This is a genomic window from Macrococcus sp. S115 (genome assembly GCF_030067655.1).
In the GTDB taxonomy this organism is placed as follows: Bacteria; Bacillota; Bacilli; order Staphylococcales; family Staphylococcaceae; genus Macrococcoides; species Macrococcoides psychrotolerans.
The window spans coordinates 124,087-140,453 of sequence record NZ_JASJES010000002.1; the positions used below are offsets into that span (position 1 = coordinate 124,087).

The window sequence follows — 16,367 nt, forward strand, 5'->3', positions numbered from 1 at the left end:
TGCTACTCCTCCTTAAGTAATTCGAATTGCTTAACAGCGTGACCAGCAAGCATATGATCCGGACTCACCATTAACACACGCTTAAACCCTTCAATCGCTTTATCTGCATCTTCATCAATCATATATTGTGCAAGCGTTAAATTATATAACGCATCCGCATGAGACGCGTCCTGATCCATTACACGCTGTAGCATCTCGACAGCGTCACCATACATACTAAGTTGACACATCACGAGACCATATTGGAATGCAATCTCAATATCTGCATCATTTAGCTCATGTGCACGCATCAAATACGGCAATGCGCTACTCATCTCACCTAGATTAACGAACGACATACCGAGCATATAATACGTATCCGCATCCTGCAGCTCATACGCTATCGCCTTCTGATACAACTTCACCGCTTCATCAAATCGTTCAGCATTATAATAAATATTGGCTAAGCCGTAATAAGCGCCACCATGCTCAGGATTAACAGTGATCGCCTTCTGGAAGAAACGCTCTGCCTCTTCAAGCTTACCTGTATCAAACAAGATCGTACCAACATTAATATAGTGCGTCACCTCTTCAGGCTCAGACTCAATTGCTTCAAATAATAACTTTAACGCCGCTTCATACTTTTTATTCTTAATTAATTCCATTAACTGATTATCATCCATTGTATAACCTCCAAATACTACTATTATATCAAACTATAAAAAAAGAAGACAAATTGTCTTCTAATTCTGTACTACATATTCTAACTGTCCTGACGTCTTATATACATCGTCAATTGTTGCACCGCCGAGACACACTTCTCCGTCATAAAACACAACAGCTTGACCCGGTGTAATTGCACGCACAGGTTCTGCATACGTTACCTTAATTGTGTTATCATCAATTTTTTCAACTGTAACTTTCGTATCTTTCTGACGATATCTGAACTTCGCAGTACATTCAAGTGGCGTCGTTAAATCAACAGGATTTACAAACGATACATCAGATGCGATTAAATAATCACTGTATAACGCATCATGATCAAATCCCTGCTCAACATATAAAACGTTATCCTTCAAGTTTTTACCTACGACAAACCAAGGATCTCCGTCTCCACCGATACCTAATCCGTGTCGCTGTCCAATCGTATAGTACATTAAACCGCTATGTGTGCCCATCGGTTTACCATCCAACGTCTGCATTTCACCGTTTTGTGCTGGTAAATATCCACTTAAAAATTCTTTAAAGTTTCGCTCACCGATGAAACATATGCCCGTAGAATCTTTTTTCTTTGCTGTCGCTAAATCATGTTTCAAAGCAATTTCACGCACTTCAGGCTTTTGCAGATGTCCAAGTGGAAACATCACACGTGAGAGTTGTTCTTGCGTTAACTGGTTTAAGAAATATGTCTGATCTTTATTGTTATCGACGCCGCGCAACATTTCTACACCGTCTTCTGTATGTCTTACTTGCGCATAATGACCGGTTGCAACATAATCCGCACCAAGTTTCACTGCGTGCTCAAGAAATGCTTTAAACTTAATCTCTTTGTTACACATCACGTCAGGATTTGGTGTACGTCCCTTTTTATATTCATCTAAGAAATACGTAAACACTTTGTCCCAATATTCCTGTTCAAAGTTCACTGCGTAATACGGTATGCCGATCTGGTTACATACACGAATCACATCTTCATAATCTTCAGTCGCTGTACATACACCAAATTCGTCCGTATCATCCCAGTTCTTCATAAAAATACCGATAACGTCATACCCTTGTTCTTTCAGCAGTAAAGCTGTAACAGAACTGTCAACGCCACCACTCATTCCTACTACCACTTTTGTTTTACTGTTATCCATGTTATCAATCCTTAATTATTATATATTTCCTGTATACTTTGTGCGATAAATTCAATTTCTTCTTCTGTCATTGTGTACGAGAAGCTAAAGCGAACGGACTGCTTCGTACGCTTATCCTCACCATACATTGCTGTGAGGACATGTGATGGTTCGATACTGCCTGCTGTGCACGCTGAACCGCTTGATACATATACACCAGCCATATCAAGACGCGTTAACATAATCTCTACATCACTAAACGGAAAGTAAAGATTAAGAATGTGAGGTAACTGATTGTTCAAGTCGCCATTTACTTCGAATGGAATATCACGTTCAGTTAATGCATTAATAAAGTGCATCTTTAAATTAACAAGTTTCACATTGCGTTCTGTCATGTTTTCATGTGCTTCTTTAATCGCCTGTGTCATCCCAAGAATATAAGGGATATTCTCCGTTCCTGCACGACGCTTCGTCTCCTGAGACCCTCCAAGCTGCTGATATTCTAAATCCACACCTTGTTTAACATAGAGTAAACCAACACCTTTAGGTCCATATAATTTATGAGCAGTTAAAGTGAACAAATCTATGTTCAATGCACGAAAATCGAGTGGCATATGACCGACTGCCTGTACGCCATCCGTGTGAAATAATGCCTGATGCCCATATAATAGTTCACCTATTTCATCAATCGGCTGTATCGCGCCGACTTCATTATTGCCGGTCATGATTGAGACGAGTATTGTATCGCTTCTTAACGCATGCTTCAGATCTTCAATATTAATCACACCATGACGATCGACCGGTAAGTACGTCACTTCAAATCCTTCTTGCTCTAACTTATTGAAGACATGCAGTACAGCGTGATGTTCAACTTGAGAAGTAATAACATGCTTCCCCTTATGCTGATGACGATATGCCGCTCCTTTTATTGCTGTATTATTTGATTCAGTAGCGCCACTCGTAAAGATAATCTCTTTCGCATCGACATTAAATTCACGTGCGATATTTCGACGTGCATCATCTAACAATTTTCGTGCTTCACGACCTACTGTGTGAATACTTGATGCATTACCAAATTGTTGAGTAATCCCATCATATATCACTTGTGCTACAGTTGGTGATACATGCGTCGTCGCAGCATAATCTGCATAAACTTTCATATTGAACATCCTTTCTATTTTTTCAATAACTTATATTAACACCCTTTCTATAAAAAAACTATAAGAACAGCTTCATTGTATAAAATATATCACTTAAAGCAAATTATTATTCATTGTTTCTGACGAAGTGTTAAAATAGCGATACATGAGAGAGTATTAGGAGGAATAACATTGGCAAATATTAAAGTACCTGTTTCAATATTAAATTTAGCACCTGTTAGAAAAGGTTCAACAAATAAAGAAGCAGTAGAACAAATGACAGCACTCGCGCAACTCGCTGAAGAACTCGATTACAGAAGATATTGGATAGCAGAGCATCACAATACACCGAACTTAGTAAGTTCTGCAACGAGCATATTAATCGGTCACGTATTACAACATACGCAGACAATCGAAGTTGGTTCTGGTGGTATTATGCTTCCAAACCACGCACCACTTGTTGTTGCCGAACAGTTCGGAACCCTCGCAACAATCTATCCGAACCGTGTAAGTCTAGGATTAGGACGTGCACCTGGAACAGATATGATGACTGCAAGTGCATTAAGACGTGATAGACACGACAGTGTCTACACATTTCCTGATGAAGTGAAAGACTTATTGCAATACTTTGGACCAGAAGAAAAACAAGGCTACGTCAAAGCATATCCAGGTGCAGATACGAACGTTCCTATCTATATATTAGGATCTTCAACAGATTCTGCACATCTAGCAGCGCGATTAGGTCTCCCTTATGCTTTCGCATCACACTTTGCACCAGAACAGATGAAAGAAGCCATTCAGATATACAGAAATTTATTTACACCTTCTGAATATTTGAAAGAACCATATGTTATGGTCGGAACAAATGTTATCATCGGAGAAACAGACGAAGAAGCAGAATACCTGGCAACAACGATGCACCAGATGTTCTTAAGCATTATCCGAAATGCACGCATTCCGATGCAGCCACCTGTAGAAAATATGGATGCACTGTGGAGTCCGCAAGAGAAATTGATGGCCATGTCACGCACAGCGACTGGATTTATCGGTTCTGAAGAGACAGTGAAAGCACAGCTGGAAGCATTTCAAGAAGAATTTAATGTAGATGAGTTTATCGCTGTAAGTTATATATATGATATTGATAAACAGCATGAAAGCTATCGTAAGTTTAAAGCACTAACATCATAATTTAAAACTCCCGGATCATAGATCTGGGAGTTTTTTAGTGTTATATGTGGGGGTGATGTTTTGGGTGGTCGCCCTGACACTTGTAGGTGGCGAACTTTCACGATGTTCGGCATCTAGTCCTTCCAGTTGGTCGCCCTGACGCTTGTAGGTGGCGAACTTTCACGATGTTCGGCACCTAGACCTTCTAGGTAGCCGTCCTGACGCTTGTAGGTGGCGAACTTTCACGATGTTCGGCATCTAGTCCTTCCAGGTAGCCGTCCTGACGCTTGTAGGTGACGAACTTTCACGATGTTCGGCACCTAGACCTTCCAGGTGGTCGCCCTAAAGCTTGTAGGTGACGAACTTTCACGACATTCGCCATCTACTCCCTATCACAACATAGAATCAAACATTACAAAACATTATATATAGAACATATACCCTTCTATCGGACTGCTTTCTTTATAATGCATTAAGTCATACAATGTCGTTTCATCAAGGACTTTCTTCACCGCATCACGAATATCAATCCATAACTGTTTCTGTGCTGGCGGTTCATCTTCAATGCCCTCAACTGGTGTAATCGGTCCTTCTAACAAACGAATAATTTCACTCGTTGTCACTTCTTTCGGATGTTTCATCAACTTATAACCACCACGTGCACCACGTACACTTTTAATGAGTCCTGCATTTCTAAGTGGTCCAACAAGTTGTTCTAAATATAAGTCACTTAAATGATTTTCTTCTGCAATCGTTTTTAAGGATACAGTTTCACCTTTATCATATCGTTTCGCGAGCGATATCATTAACGTTAAACCATATCTTCCTTTAGTTGATATTTTCATTATATAGATGCTCCTTTTCAATAAATCAATTTTATCACATTTTTATGTAAAATAAGGTACACTTTATATGAAAAGGGGAGGATTTTTTGGAACCATTAGCATATAGAATGAGACCGAATACGATTGATGATATCATCGGACAGGCACATCTCGTCGGTCCCCGTGGCATTATTAGACGTATGGTTGAGTCGAAACGTTTATCCTCAATGATATTATATGGACCTCCCGGCATTGGCAAGACAAGTATCGCACAAGCCATCGCTGGAAGTACAAATGTTAAATTCAGACAATTAAATGCTGTAACAAATACTAAGAAAGATATGCAGCTCATCGCTGAAGAGGCAAAGATGAGCGGTCAAGTCATATTATTACTGGATGAAATTCATCGACTCGATAAAGGAAAACAAGATTTCTTGCTGCCGCATCTAGAAAAGGGCAGTATTATACTGATTGGTGCAACGACGAGCAATCCATATCATGCTATTAATCCTGCCATTCGTAGCAGGACACAAATTTTCGAACTGTACCCACATGGTGATAAAGAAGTAAAGCAGGCGCTGACGCGTGCTTTAAATGATGATGTGAATGGGTATGGTAAAAAAGATGTTCAAATTGATGATGATGCAGTTTCCCACTTTGTCCAAAGTGCTGCCGGGGATATCAGAACTGCACTCAATGCACTGGAACTTTCAATTTTATCTGCACAGGATGACCCTGTTCATATTACTTTACAGGATGCGAAAGATTGTCTGCAGAAACCGAGTTTTAATTTCGATGCAGATGGGGATATGCATTACGATATAATGAGTGCATTTCAGAAATCCATTCGTGGTAGTGATGTTGATGCAAGTCTCCATTATCTAGCACGCCTGATTGAAGGTGGAGACTTACCGACAATTGCGAGACGTCTGCTCGTTATCAGCTATGAAGACGTTGGACTTGCCTCACCAGGTGCTGGTGCAAGAACCCTCGCTGCGATAGAATCTGCAGAACGTCTAGGCTTTCCGGAAGCACGTATCCCACTCGCACAAGCTGTGATTGAATTATGTTTAAGTCCAAAATCAAACTCTGGTATCAGTGCGATCGATCACGCACTAAAAGATGTTAAGAGCGGTAAAGTCGGTGCGATACCAAAACATTTGAAGGATGCACATTATCAAGGTGCCAAAGACTTAGGAAATGGTGTTGATTATAAATATCCACACAGCTTTGAAAGTGGCTATGTCGTGCAGCAGTATTTACCTGATACATTAAAGCATAAGCACTATTACGAACCAAAAGCAACGAGTAAGTCAGAGCAGCAGTTCAAACAGATTTATGACAATATAAAACGACAAAAGCGTTAATCGCTTTTGTCGTTTTGATTTAGTTTGCTACATCTCGTTTCTTAAATATAACAGCAGTTACGATAATTACAATGAGTAGTGCAACAATGTTGTAAATTAAACTGTAAGTAAACGTCATATCGTCTACAGGTAGTGGTGCAATATTATCAACATTATATTGATTCAGTCCCCAGTTCGCCGGCCATAAAAACTTTACAAGTTCAGTTTTACTTTGTAAGAACATGACAGCGATATCTCCGAAGAACATTAACGTAAATGCGATACCGATACTTAATGAAGTATTTCTGAACAGTACGGATAAACTAAATGCAATAACTGCAAATATAACAACGTACATATAGTCATTTGCAAAATGTCTCATCAGTAATGGCATGAATTCTACCATTTTATACTTCATCTCTTCACCACTCTGTACAGCAATCTTACTTGTTGGATTCATTTGAGATGTTATAAGACTAATGATAAGCTTCACGACATAACCAAATAACAGGAATAAAAACGATGCAATAAATGCAAATATTAATTTAGATGCAAATATTTTAAGTCGTGATGCTGGGCGTATTAATAACAGTTTAATCGTCCCTTGCTGATATTCACGCGACATTAATCCGCTACACATAACTGTAATCATTATCGCGATTAATGGGATAAAACCATTGATACCGAGCATATCACCATATACATCATTACCAGCAGGTGGCTGAACATCTTTTTTCAAGTAGAATGACAACTCAGAAATACGACTTTCATACGTCGCAAGTTTATTATAATCTACTACTTCTCTATCTTTTTCTTTCTTTTTATTAATTTTTGCAAGTTCCGTCTGCATATCCTTAATATCTTTTTTTACTTCAGTTTTCCAGTTATCACCATACGTTTTATGGTCATACTTCGTTGAACCAAACTGCATCGTTAGTAAACTAGGCAGCAACATAAATAAAATGATTAACCCGAGCATGATCCATGTTCCAAGTCGATTGAAATATTTAATCCATTCGTTATAAACCAGCTTACCCAATGTGCACACCTCCGTCATTCGTAATATTCATAAAGCGATCTTCAAGTGATACTTTTTCTTTCGTAACACTATATATATCAATATCATCCTTTACGATATTACGTATCAATTCCGGTATATCTTTACTTGCGGTATCGATTGTAAACGTATCACCTTCTTGATGATACTGTTTACCAATACGCTGGAAAAATGCCTGCGCACGTTCAGAAGGATATAAGTCTAACGTATGTTTAACAATAGTGTCTGATGTTACAACTTTATTGACTTCTTCAATTTGTACCATCTTACCATTTTTAATAATACCGAAACGGTCACACATCAGCTCCATCTCACTCATTAAATGGCTTGATACGATTACTGACATATTTTCTTCTTTAGCGAGTTTCTTTATGTAGTCACGAATTTCACGAATTCCGGCCGGATCTAATCCGTTTGTCGGTTCGTCTAAAATTAAAATTTTCGGTTTATGTAAGAGCGCCTGTGCCAGACCTAAACGTTGACGCATACCTAGTGAATACTTCTTCACTTTATCTTTTATACGTGGCTGGAGCCCTACAAGCTTCACAACGCGATCGATATCAGCTTTCGTTATTCCTTTTTGCATACGTGCAAACTGCTTTAAGTTTTCATATCCAGATAAAAATGGATAAAGCTCAGGATTTTCTACAATTGCACCGATATCTTTCATTATTTCTGAACGATTGTGCACGACAGACTTTCCAAGTACTTTAATGTCACCTTCTGTTGGTGTTGTAAGACCTACAATCATACGGATTGTCGTCGTTTTACCTGCACCGTTCGGACCGAGGAAGCCAAATACTTCTCCTTTATTTACGGTGAAGTTCAGATCTTTAATAATTTCTTTCTTACCAATCTTTTTGTGAAGATTAGTGACTTCAAGACTATATTGCTGACTTTCCATGATGCACCTCCATCATTTTTACCACTTAATTGTACTATAGTTATCCATTTAATGCTAAAATTACTAGTAAAATGACATTAAAAAACAGCAACCTCAATTGCTGTTTTGTTTATCTTTCACACGTGTCACAGGGAAATCCTTCAAAATATCATTTACCACATAGCTCGCACAAATTAATCCGACAACACTTGGTACAAAAGCATTAGAAGACGGGGGCATCTGCGCTTTACGAATCGGAGCATCAGGGTTGCCGACATACGATTTCACATCGTCACGTATTACAATCGGGCTTTCATCAGAGAAAACAACAGGGATGCCTTTATAAATCTTCTCTTTACGCAGCTTTGTACGAATTACTTTCGCCATAGGATCTGTATGTGTCTTCGAGATATCTGCAATCTGGAAACGTGTCGGATCCGTTTTGTTTGCAGCCCCCATGCTCGAAATAATCTTTATACCACGCTTTAGACATTCTTTCATTAAATGAATTTTATACATGATTGTATCTGATGCGTCTACAACATAATCAATGTCATATTCGAATATCTCTTCATACGTTTCGTCTGTATAGAACATATGCAGAGAAGTCACCTTACATTCAGGATTGATTAATTTTATACGCTCTTCCATTAATGTTACTTTAGATTGTCCCACAGTTGTCGTCAGTGCATGAATTTGACGGTTTACATTCGTTATATCTACATCGTCTTTATCGATCAGTATAATGTGCCCGATATTGGTACGAGCAAGCGCTTCAGCAGCGAAAGAACCTACCCCTCCAACACCTAAGATCATTACCGTCTTTTTATTTAATGCATCTAATCCTTCTTTTCCATATGCAAGCTCATTTCTTGAAAATTGATGTTTCATAATGTTCTCCATTCTTCTTTCATTATATGTATATCCTACCATATAACTCGAATTTGTGAACACAAAAAAGACGAAGGACATAAGTCCTTCGCCAATACGATAGTATCCAACTGAGCCGTCATTGTATAGTTGATCATTTTGGCCTGATAAATTCAGGTGGGTGCCCTGTTTCTTATTCAGCAAGTCCTCCATTAGAGGCGTGTGCATCGTAAGAAAACCTATTAGGCTCCCTGATCATAAAGTGTTAGGTCAAAATATAAAAACTAATGTCGTACTCTTCAGACACCTATCTTATGTCTTTATAATATCATATATTTCATATAATGCAAATAAAAAACTTTCTATTTTTCTGAATTTTCAATATTTAACTGGATATGAAGTTCTTCTAATTGCTTGTCGTCCACTTTACTTGGTGCATCTGTCAATAAACAAGTTGCACTTGCAGTTTTCGGGAATGCGATTACGTCACGTAAGTTTGTACGGCCTGATAATAACATTACCATACGGTCTAATCCTAGAGCGATACCGCCATGTGGTGGCGCACCGTACTTAAATGCATCCATTAAGAATCCAAACTGTTCCTGTGCTTCTTCTTCACTGAATCCTAATGCCTCGAACATCTCCTGCTGCATCTCCTGATCATGTATACGGATTGATCCACCACCGAGCTCATAACCATTTAATACGACGTCATATGCATTCGCCTGTACTTTTTCTTTGTCCGTTTTCAATAATTCTCTATGCTCTTTTTTCGGTGCTGTGAATGGATGGTGTGCTGCGAAGTAGCGATCTAGCTCCTCGTCATATTCAAATAACGGCCAGTCTGTCACCCACAAGAAGTTAAATTTATTATCGTCAATTAAGCCAAGTTCCTTACCAAGCTTATTACGTAAGTTTGCGAGGCTTGCGTTGACAACACTCCACTTATCAGCAACAAATAATATTAAGTCACCCGTCTCTGCATTTGTCACATCTAATAATTCTGATGCATGACTTTCTTCAAAGAATTTCGCGATCGGTCCGTTTAATCCATCTTCAGTCACTTTAACCCATGCTAACCCTTTCGCACCATATATCTTTGCATATTCCTGTAACGCATCAATATCTTTACGTGAATATTTATCACTCGCGCCTTTTACAACGATTGCTTTAACGGCACCACCACTTTCTACCGCACCTTTGAATACTTTAAATTCCATCTTTGAAGCAAGTTCATTTAAAGTCACAAGTTTCATATCAAAACGTGTGTCAGGTTTATCAATTCCGTAATCACGCATCGCTTCTTCATACGTCATACGCGGGAAAGGTGTCACAATATCGATCCCTTTAACATCTTTCATAATACGTTTAAGCATTCCTTCATTCATTGTCATAACATCTTCCTGATCAACAAAGCTCATTTCGATATCAATCTGAGTAAACTCCGGCTGACGGTCTGCACGTAGATCTTCATCACGGAAACACTTAACGATCTGATAATATTTATCAAATCCACCAATCATCAATAACTGCTTAAAGATTTGCGGAGACTGTGGTAATGCATAGAATTCTCCTTCTTGTACACGTGACGGAACAAGATAATCACGTGCACCTTCAGGAGTAGACTTTGTAAGTACAGGTGTTTCAACTTCGTAAAATCCACCTTCATCTAAGTAGTTACGTACAGCACGTGTAATTTGATGACGCATTTTAAATGTGTTCGCTAAAGGTTCACGGCGTAAATCTAGGTAACGATATTTTAAACGCACGTCTTCTGAGCTATCAGTCTCTGCTTCAATCTGGAATGGTGGTGTTTCAGATTTATTAATAATCGTTACATCACTAACCTGAACTTCTACTTTACCTGTTTTAATCTTTGGGTTGATAACAGCTTCATCACGCATCGCTACCTTACCATGAACTTCAATAACATATTCAGAACGGATAGTTTCAGCAACTGCCAATGCTTCTTTTGAGAAGTCCGGGTTAAATACAATCTGTACGACACCTTCACGGTCGCGTAGATCAATAAAGATTAGTCCGCCTAAGTCACGACGTTTTTGTACCCATCCCTTTAAAATAATTTCTTGTCCTATATATGATTCTGTGACTAAGCCACAATAAGTTGTTCTGTTATCCATTCATTATTCTCCTTTAATATATGATGCAATATCCTGTAATTTAATTGTTTCACTTTCACCGGTCTGCATCGCTTTAATTTGTATTTCATTCGTCTCAATTTCGTCGCTTCCGAGTACAACAGTGTATGTTGCGTGAATACGGTCGGCCTGCTTCATCTGACCTTTCATCTTACGTCCGAGATAGTCCATATCAGCACTTATACCTGCATTACGCAGTTCTGCAACAATCTTAACTGCTTCTTTCACAGTTTCAGGCATCGTTACAACAAATATATCTACTGATTCTTCAACATCAAGTTCAATGCCTTCTGCTTCAATCGCAAGCAATAATCGTTCAATACTTAATGCGAATCCGATTCCTGTTTCTTTAGGTCCATCCAGCATCTCTAATAATCCGTTATAACGACCACCACCACAAAGTGTTGTAATCGCTCCGAAACCTTCCGCTTCACTCATCACTTCAAATGCAGTATGCGTATAGTAATCTAGGCCACGCACTAAATTTGCATCCTCGATATATGGAATGTTTAGCAAGTCTAAGTATTGTTTCACTTCTTCATAATAATTTCTTGAATAATCGTTTAAGTACTCAGTAATCTTCGGTGCTGTTTTAACTGCAGGCTGCTCATGGTCAACCTTACAATCCAGGATACGCATCGGATTCGTATGTAATCTGTTTTTACAGTCATTACAGAAATTATCGATATGTGGTTCAAAATGCTCAATGAGCGCCTGTTTATACTCTTCTCTACTATCCATATCACCAATTGAGTTCAGTACAATCTTAATATGCTTCAACCCAAATGATTTGTATATGTTATACACCATATGAATAACTTCTGCATCAATTGCTGGATTTTCACTACCGATTGCTTCAACACCGAACTGTACAAATTGACGATAACGTCCTTTTTGTTTACGTTCGTAGCGGAACATTGGCCCATTATAATAAAGTTTAACCGGTTGATTAGCATCTCCATTCATCTTATTCTCAATATAACTTCTTACAACAGCTGCTGTCCCTTCTGGACGTAATGTTAAACTACGATCTCCTTTATCTTTGAACGTATACATTTCTTTTTGAACGATATCTGTAGAACCTCCAACACCACGCGCGAAGAGATCCGTCGACTCAAACATTGGTGTACGGATTTCCTTATAGTTATAACTTGCTGCAATATTATGCAACTTTGATTCGACATAGCGCCACTTGGCAGTTTCAGCAGGTAGTATATCTTGTGTTCCTCTTGGTATATTAATCATCATTATCCTCCTTAATATAAAAAAGCCCCTTATGCATATGCATAAGGGACGAAATATTCGTGGTGCCACCCAAATTGATATTCAGTAAAGAATATCCTCTTTAGTACATTTAACGCATGCATTACGGCTTTACTTTCATAAAGCAACCTTGCTTATTGTTCACATTGTCATCATTAATCATCTACTTTCAGCAGCTGTAGATGTCTCTTTAAATAATCAATAACAATATATAAGCTCATAACGGTTGATATGGAATTAATATTAGGTTTATATTACTAATTTAACTGTTTAAAGTCAAGTTAATAAGAAAAGTAATTTCTAAGACCGTCTACTATACTCGTCGTCGTAATCTGACGGTATATTTGGTCGTTCATCATATGTTCATCAGTAGGATTACTTATATATCCAAGTTCTAGCAATACTGCCGGCTGCTTCGTCTGACGTATGACCTGAAAGTTCTCCTGCCTTACACCACGATCAGATAATAACGCTTTTTTCTTAATCGCCATATGCAATGTATCAGCGAGCATTTTTTGTGAGTCTCTATAATAATAGACCGTCAGACCATGTGGTGCTGAACCTTCCAAAGCATCTGCATGAATACTTAAAAATGCATCAGCCTTTCCTTTACGGTCATTCAGCTTAACGTATTCATCAGTTGCGCGCGTCATAATTACATTCGCACCTTCATCCTGTAACTTATCCCTCAGCATGAGACCGGTCTTTAAGGTGATTTCCTTTTCCTTTGTACCATTTCTACTTGATGCACCTTGGTCTGCACCACCATGTCCTGCATCTATGATGATGGTCTTATTTTTTAAAGGGTGTTCCTGATGAACGTGGTCACGTTTAATATTTAAATTCGTGTGCCAACCTGCAATCCATCCTTTTTTCTCATCATTTTGAACGAAGAACCATTTTTTATCCTGCTTCAATATTTTGAAGGACTCACCTTTTTCAACTTTGAAGATTTCAGGATACATCGCACTCGGACCAGTTCTCAGTGAATTGTCTTCAACTAATGACAAACGTTTTGGGTTTTCCTGCTTTGCAATGAAAGCAAACATAATAAGCACAATTAATACCAACAAAGAAAGTGCCAGTAATAGTTTCAATGCTTTTGTCGTCAGTTTTATCTTCGTCATACTAACTTACCATCTTTACTCTCATACATGATGGTAACGGGTCCTTCATTTATCAGTGCAATATCCATCATTTCACCAAAACATCCCTGCACAACCGTCATCCCTTTATTTTTAAGCTGCATATTAAAATAATGGTATAACTGCTCTGCTTTTCGTGGCTGCATAGCTTTAGTAAAGCTTGGACGATTTCCTTTTTTTACATCTGCATACAGTGTAAACTGAGAAATCGACAAAATTTCTCCGTCGATATCCTGAACAGATAAGTTCATCTTACCGCCAGCATCTTCGAAGATTCTAGATTTCACAATTTTATCTGCCAGTACATCTGCATCACGTTCAGTGCTCTCTTCATGAATACCGACAAGTAGCAGCAACCCTTTTTGAACCGATCCGTAATAATCACCACTCTTCACGGAAGCTTCTTTCACTCTTTGTACTAAAACTCTCATACAACACCTCAGTTTAATGTTCTTGTTACTGTATAGATATCACCAAGCTGCTTAATCTTATCTACGACTTTCATTAATTCTGATACATTTCTAACCATGATACTGATATTGATTTTCGCATTCTTATCAACATCAGATTTACCAGAAACTTGAACGAGTGATACTTTCGTCGCATTTATAGCCTGCAGCACTTCATTAATAAGTCCGAGACGGTCGTAAGCTGTTATCTCGAGGTCAACTTGATACGTCTTATTCTCAGAAGAGGAAACAACCCACTCTACGTCGATTAAACGCTCCGTTTCATTTACAACATTAGGGCATTCCGTGCGATGAACTTTTACGCCATGACCTTTAGTAATGTAGCCGATAATCTCATCCCCAGGAATTGGGTTACAGCATTTTGAAAGCTTTATCAGCATGTTATCCATACCTTCGACATATACACCTGACTCTGTCTGGATATTACCCTTCACGCTTAACTGTTTATTTACTTCCTGAACTTGATTGAGCTTCAGTTCCTTCTCTTTAATTCTTTGTTTCTCTGAAAGCTTATTAAAAACAGCCGATGCAGTTAACCCACCAAAACCAATTGCCGCATATACATCCTCAACACTTTGAAAATTATACTTTTCCACGACGGCCTGAATATTTTCTGCCGTCATAATCTCTTCAACTTGATAACCATTTTCTTTAATTTCAGCTTCTATCATAAATCGACCTTTTTCAACATTGCTAGAACGGTCTTGTTTCTTAAAGAAACTCTTTATCTTACTTTTTGCACTTGCACTTTTAACAATTTTCAGCCAGTCACGACTTGGGCCATAAGAATGTTTTGATGTTCTAATCTCTATAATATCTCCCGTCGATAATTCATAATCAATCGGTACAATCTTACCATTTACCTTTGCGCCAATCATCTTGTTGCCGACTTCACTGTGTACAGCATATGCAAAGTCGATCGGCACTGCACCAATCGGAAGCTCAACAACATCTGATTCTGGGGTAAACACATATACTTTATCACTTTGAAGCTCGTACTTTAATGATTCCATAAAAGCTTCCGCATCTGGTGAAGTAGAATCTGTTTCTTCAATTTCCTGCATCCAGCTCATCTTGCTTAAACTTTTCGCTTCATCTGGGTTAACTAATGACTTTCCTTCTTTATATGCCCAGTGCGCAGCAACCCCATGCTCAGCAATTTCATGCATTTCATGTGTTCGAATCTGGATTTCAAGCGGATCGCCATTCGGTCCTACGACTGTTGTATGAAGTGATTGATACATATTGGGTTTCGGCATCGCGATATAGTCCTTAAAACGACCAGGCATCGGTTTCCATAATGTATGTACAAGTCCAAGAACCGCATAACAATCTTTAATACTATCAACAATAATGCGGATTGCTAATAAATCAAATATCTGATCAAACTGCTTCTTCTGTTTAACCATCTTTCTATAAATGCTGTATATATGTTTCGGTCTCCCTGTGATTTCACCATCAATACCTGTAATCTGCATCTCTTTTTGAATATTGTCGATGGCATTCTCTATATAAGATTCACGTTCACTACGTTTCTTTTTCATAAGATGAACAATTCTAAAATACTGGATACTATCAATATATCTCAGTGAAATATCTTCAAGCTCCCATTTTATCGTATTGATACCAAGACGGTGGGCCAGAGGGGCATAGATTTCTAGCGTTTCTTTTGCGATACGCACCTGCTTTTCGTGGGGCATCGCTTTTAATGTACGCATATTATGTAGTCTATCTGCGAGTTTCACGAGAATAACACGGACATCTTTTGCAATTGCAATAAATAGTTTACGATGATTTTCTGCCTGCTCCTCAGCTTTAGAACGGTACTTTACTTTTTCGAGCTTCGTCACCCCATCAACGATATAGGCAACCTCTTCATTGAACATCTGCTTCAGATCTTCATATGTATAAGGCGTATCCTCAACGACATCGTGCAGGAACCCTGCAACGATTGTAGGTCCGTCTAATTTCATTTCGGCAAGTATACCTGCGACCTGGATAGGATGCATGATATAAGGAAGTCCATTTTTACGAAATTGACCTTCATGTGCCTTTTCTGCCAGCTCATAACTTTTTACTACAAACTGATAATCTTTCTCTGACAAATAGCTTCTTGTCATCTCAAGCACATCATCTTTAGTGTATGGATATTCGTTATTCATCCTATCACCTCCTAAGCTATAATGTATTAATAATACTACAATCTATATATAAAATAAATAATATA

General features: G+C 38.4%; 14 protein-coding genes and 1 other RNA gene. 2 read left to right on the forward strand and 13 right to left on the reverse strand.

Annotated elements, in window-relative coordinates; translation table 11 throughout:
- Nucleotides 1-2 precede the first annotated feature (2 nt).
- The 3 genes from QNJ52_RS03800 to QNJ52_RS03810 are packed head-to-tail and all read right to left on the reverse strand — an operon-like array spanning nucleotide 3 to nucleotide 2,977.
- A complete protein-coding gene (locus QNJ52_RS03800; RefSeq protein ID WP_219492277.1) occupies nucleotides 3-662 on the reverse strand; it encodes a tetratricopeptide repeat protein in 660 nt (219 codons plus the stop codon).
- 60 nt (nucleotides 663-722) lie between these two features.
- Entirely contained in the window at nucleotides 723-1,838 is a 1,116-nt protein-coding gene (mnmA, locus tag QNJ52_RS03805; RefSeq protein ID WP_219492280.1) for a tRNA 2-thiouridine(34) synthase MnmA, read from the reverse strand.
- Nucleotides 1,839-1,849: 11 nt separating this feature from the next.
- Nucleotides 1,850-2,977 carry a cysteine desulfurase family protein gene (locus QNJ52_RS03810; protein WP_101140268.1) on the reverse strand — a complete coding sequence of 376 codons (1,128 nt, stop codon included), beginning with the start codon at nucleotides 2,975-2,977 and terminating at the stop codon, nucleotides 1,850-1,852.
- Between the two features lie 171 nt (nucleotides 2,978-3,148).
- Between QNJ52_RS03810 and QNJ52_RS03815 the strand changes: the two genes are divergently transcribed.
- Nucleotides 3,149-4,144: an LLM class flavin-dependent oxidoreductase gene (locus QNJ52_RS03815; protein WP_219492284.1), complete on the forward strand. Its 996-nt coding sequence runs from the start codon at nucleotides 3,149-3,151 to the stop codon at nucleotides 4,142-4,144.
- 401 nt (nucleotides 4,145-4,545) lie between these two features.
- Here the strand turns inward: QNJ52_RS03815 and cymR are convergent, their stop codons facing one another.
- Nucleotides 4,546-4,968, reverse strand: coding sequence for a cysteine metabolism transcriptional regulator CymR (gene cymR, locus QNJ52_RS03820; RefSeq protein WP_012657169.1), 423 nt, complete (start codon nucleotides 4,966-4,968; stop codon nucleotides 4,546-4,548).
- Between the two features lie 107 nt (nucleotides 4,969-5,075).
- Between cymR and QNJ52_RS03825 the strand changes: the two genes are divergently transcribed.
- The gene (locus QNJ52_RS03825; protein ID WP_219494837.1) at nucleotides 5,076-6,314 is read left to right on the forward strand and encodes a replication-associated recombination protein A; all 1,239 of its coding nucleotides are present in this window, start codon (nucleotides 5,076-5,078) and stop codon (nucleotides 6,312-6,314) included.
- 19 nt (nucleotides 6,315-6,333) lie between these two features.
- Here QNJ52_RS03825 and QNJ52_RS03830 read toward each other — a convergent pair whose 3' ends face one another.
- The 9 genes from QNJ52_RS03830 to QNJ52_RS03870 all read right to left on the reverse strand — a co-directional run bounded on the left by QNJ52_RS03830 (nucleotide 6,334) and on the right by QNJ52_RS03870 (nucleotide 16,302).
- On the reverse strand, nucleotides 6,334-7,332 hold the full coding sequence (locus tag QNJ52_RS03830; protein WP_219492287.1) for an ABC transporter permease: 999 nt from the start codon (nucleotides 7,330-7,332) through the stop codon (nucleotides 6,334-6,336).
- Nucleotides 7,325-8,254 (reverse strand): ABC transporter ATP-binding protein, encoded by a 930-nt coding sequence (locus QNJ52_RS03835; protein ID WP_219492288.1) that lies wholly within the window; start codon nucleotides 8,252-8,254, stop codon nucleotides 7,325-7,327. Before QNJ52_RS03835 ends, QNJ52_RS03830 begins: the two co-directional genes overlap by 8 nt.
- 93 nt (nucleotides 8,255-8,347) lie before the next feature.
- A complete protein-coding gene (locus tag QNJ52_RS03840; RefSeq protein WP_283721914.1) occupies nucleotides 8,348-9,124 on the reverse strand; it encodes a tRNA threonylcarbamoyladenosine dehydratase in 777 nt (258 codons plus the stop codon).
- A gap of 99 nt (nucleotides 9,125-9,223) precedes the next feature.
- A non-coding RNA gene (ssrS, locus tag QNJ52_RS03845) (6S RNA) lies at nucleotides 9,224-9,412 on the reverse strand.
- A gap of 53 nt (nucleotides 9,413-9,465) precedes the next feature.
- A complete protein-coding gene (gene aspS / locus QNJ52_RS03850) occupies nucleotides 9,466-11,244 on the reverse strand; it encodes an aspartate--tRNA ligase (protein WP_283721915.1) in 1,779 nt (592 codons plus the stop codon).
- 3 nt (nucleotides 11,245-11,247) lie between these two features.
- The gene (gene hisS / locus QNJ52_RS03855; RefSeq protein WP_283721916.1) at nucleotides 11,248-12,507 is read right to left on the reverse strand and encodes a histidine--tRNA ligase; all 1,260 of its coding nucleotides are present in this window, start codon (nucleotides 12,505-12,507) and stop codon (nucleotides 11,248-11,250) included.
- 299 nt (nucleotides 12,508-12,806) lie between these two features.
- Nucleotides 12,807-13,652, reverse strand: a complete 846-nt coding sequence (locus QNJ52_RS03860; protein WP_219492297.1) for an N-acetylmuramoyl-L-alanine amidase family protein — start codon at nucleotides 13,650-13,652, stop codon at nucleotides 12,807-12,809.
- Nucleotides 13,649-14,101: a D-aminoacyl-tRNA deacylase gene (gene dtd / locus QNJ52_RS03865; RefSeq protein ID WP_219492299.1), complete on the reverse strand. Its 453-nt coding sequence runs from the start codon at nucleotides 14,099-14,101 to the stop codon at nucleotides 13,649-13,651. Before dtd ends, QNJ52_RS03860 begins: the two co-directional genes overlap by 4 nt.
- Nucleotides 14,102-14,109: 8 nt before the next feature.
- A complete protein-coding gene (locus QNJ52_RS03870) occupies nucleotides 14,110-16,302 on the reverse strand; it encodes a RelA/SpoT family protein (RefSeq protein WP_219492301.1) in 2,193 nt (730 codons plus the stop codon).
- Nucleotides 16,303-16,367 lie beyond the last annotated feature (65 nt).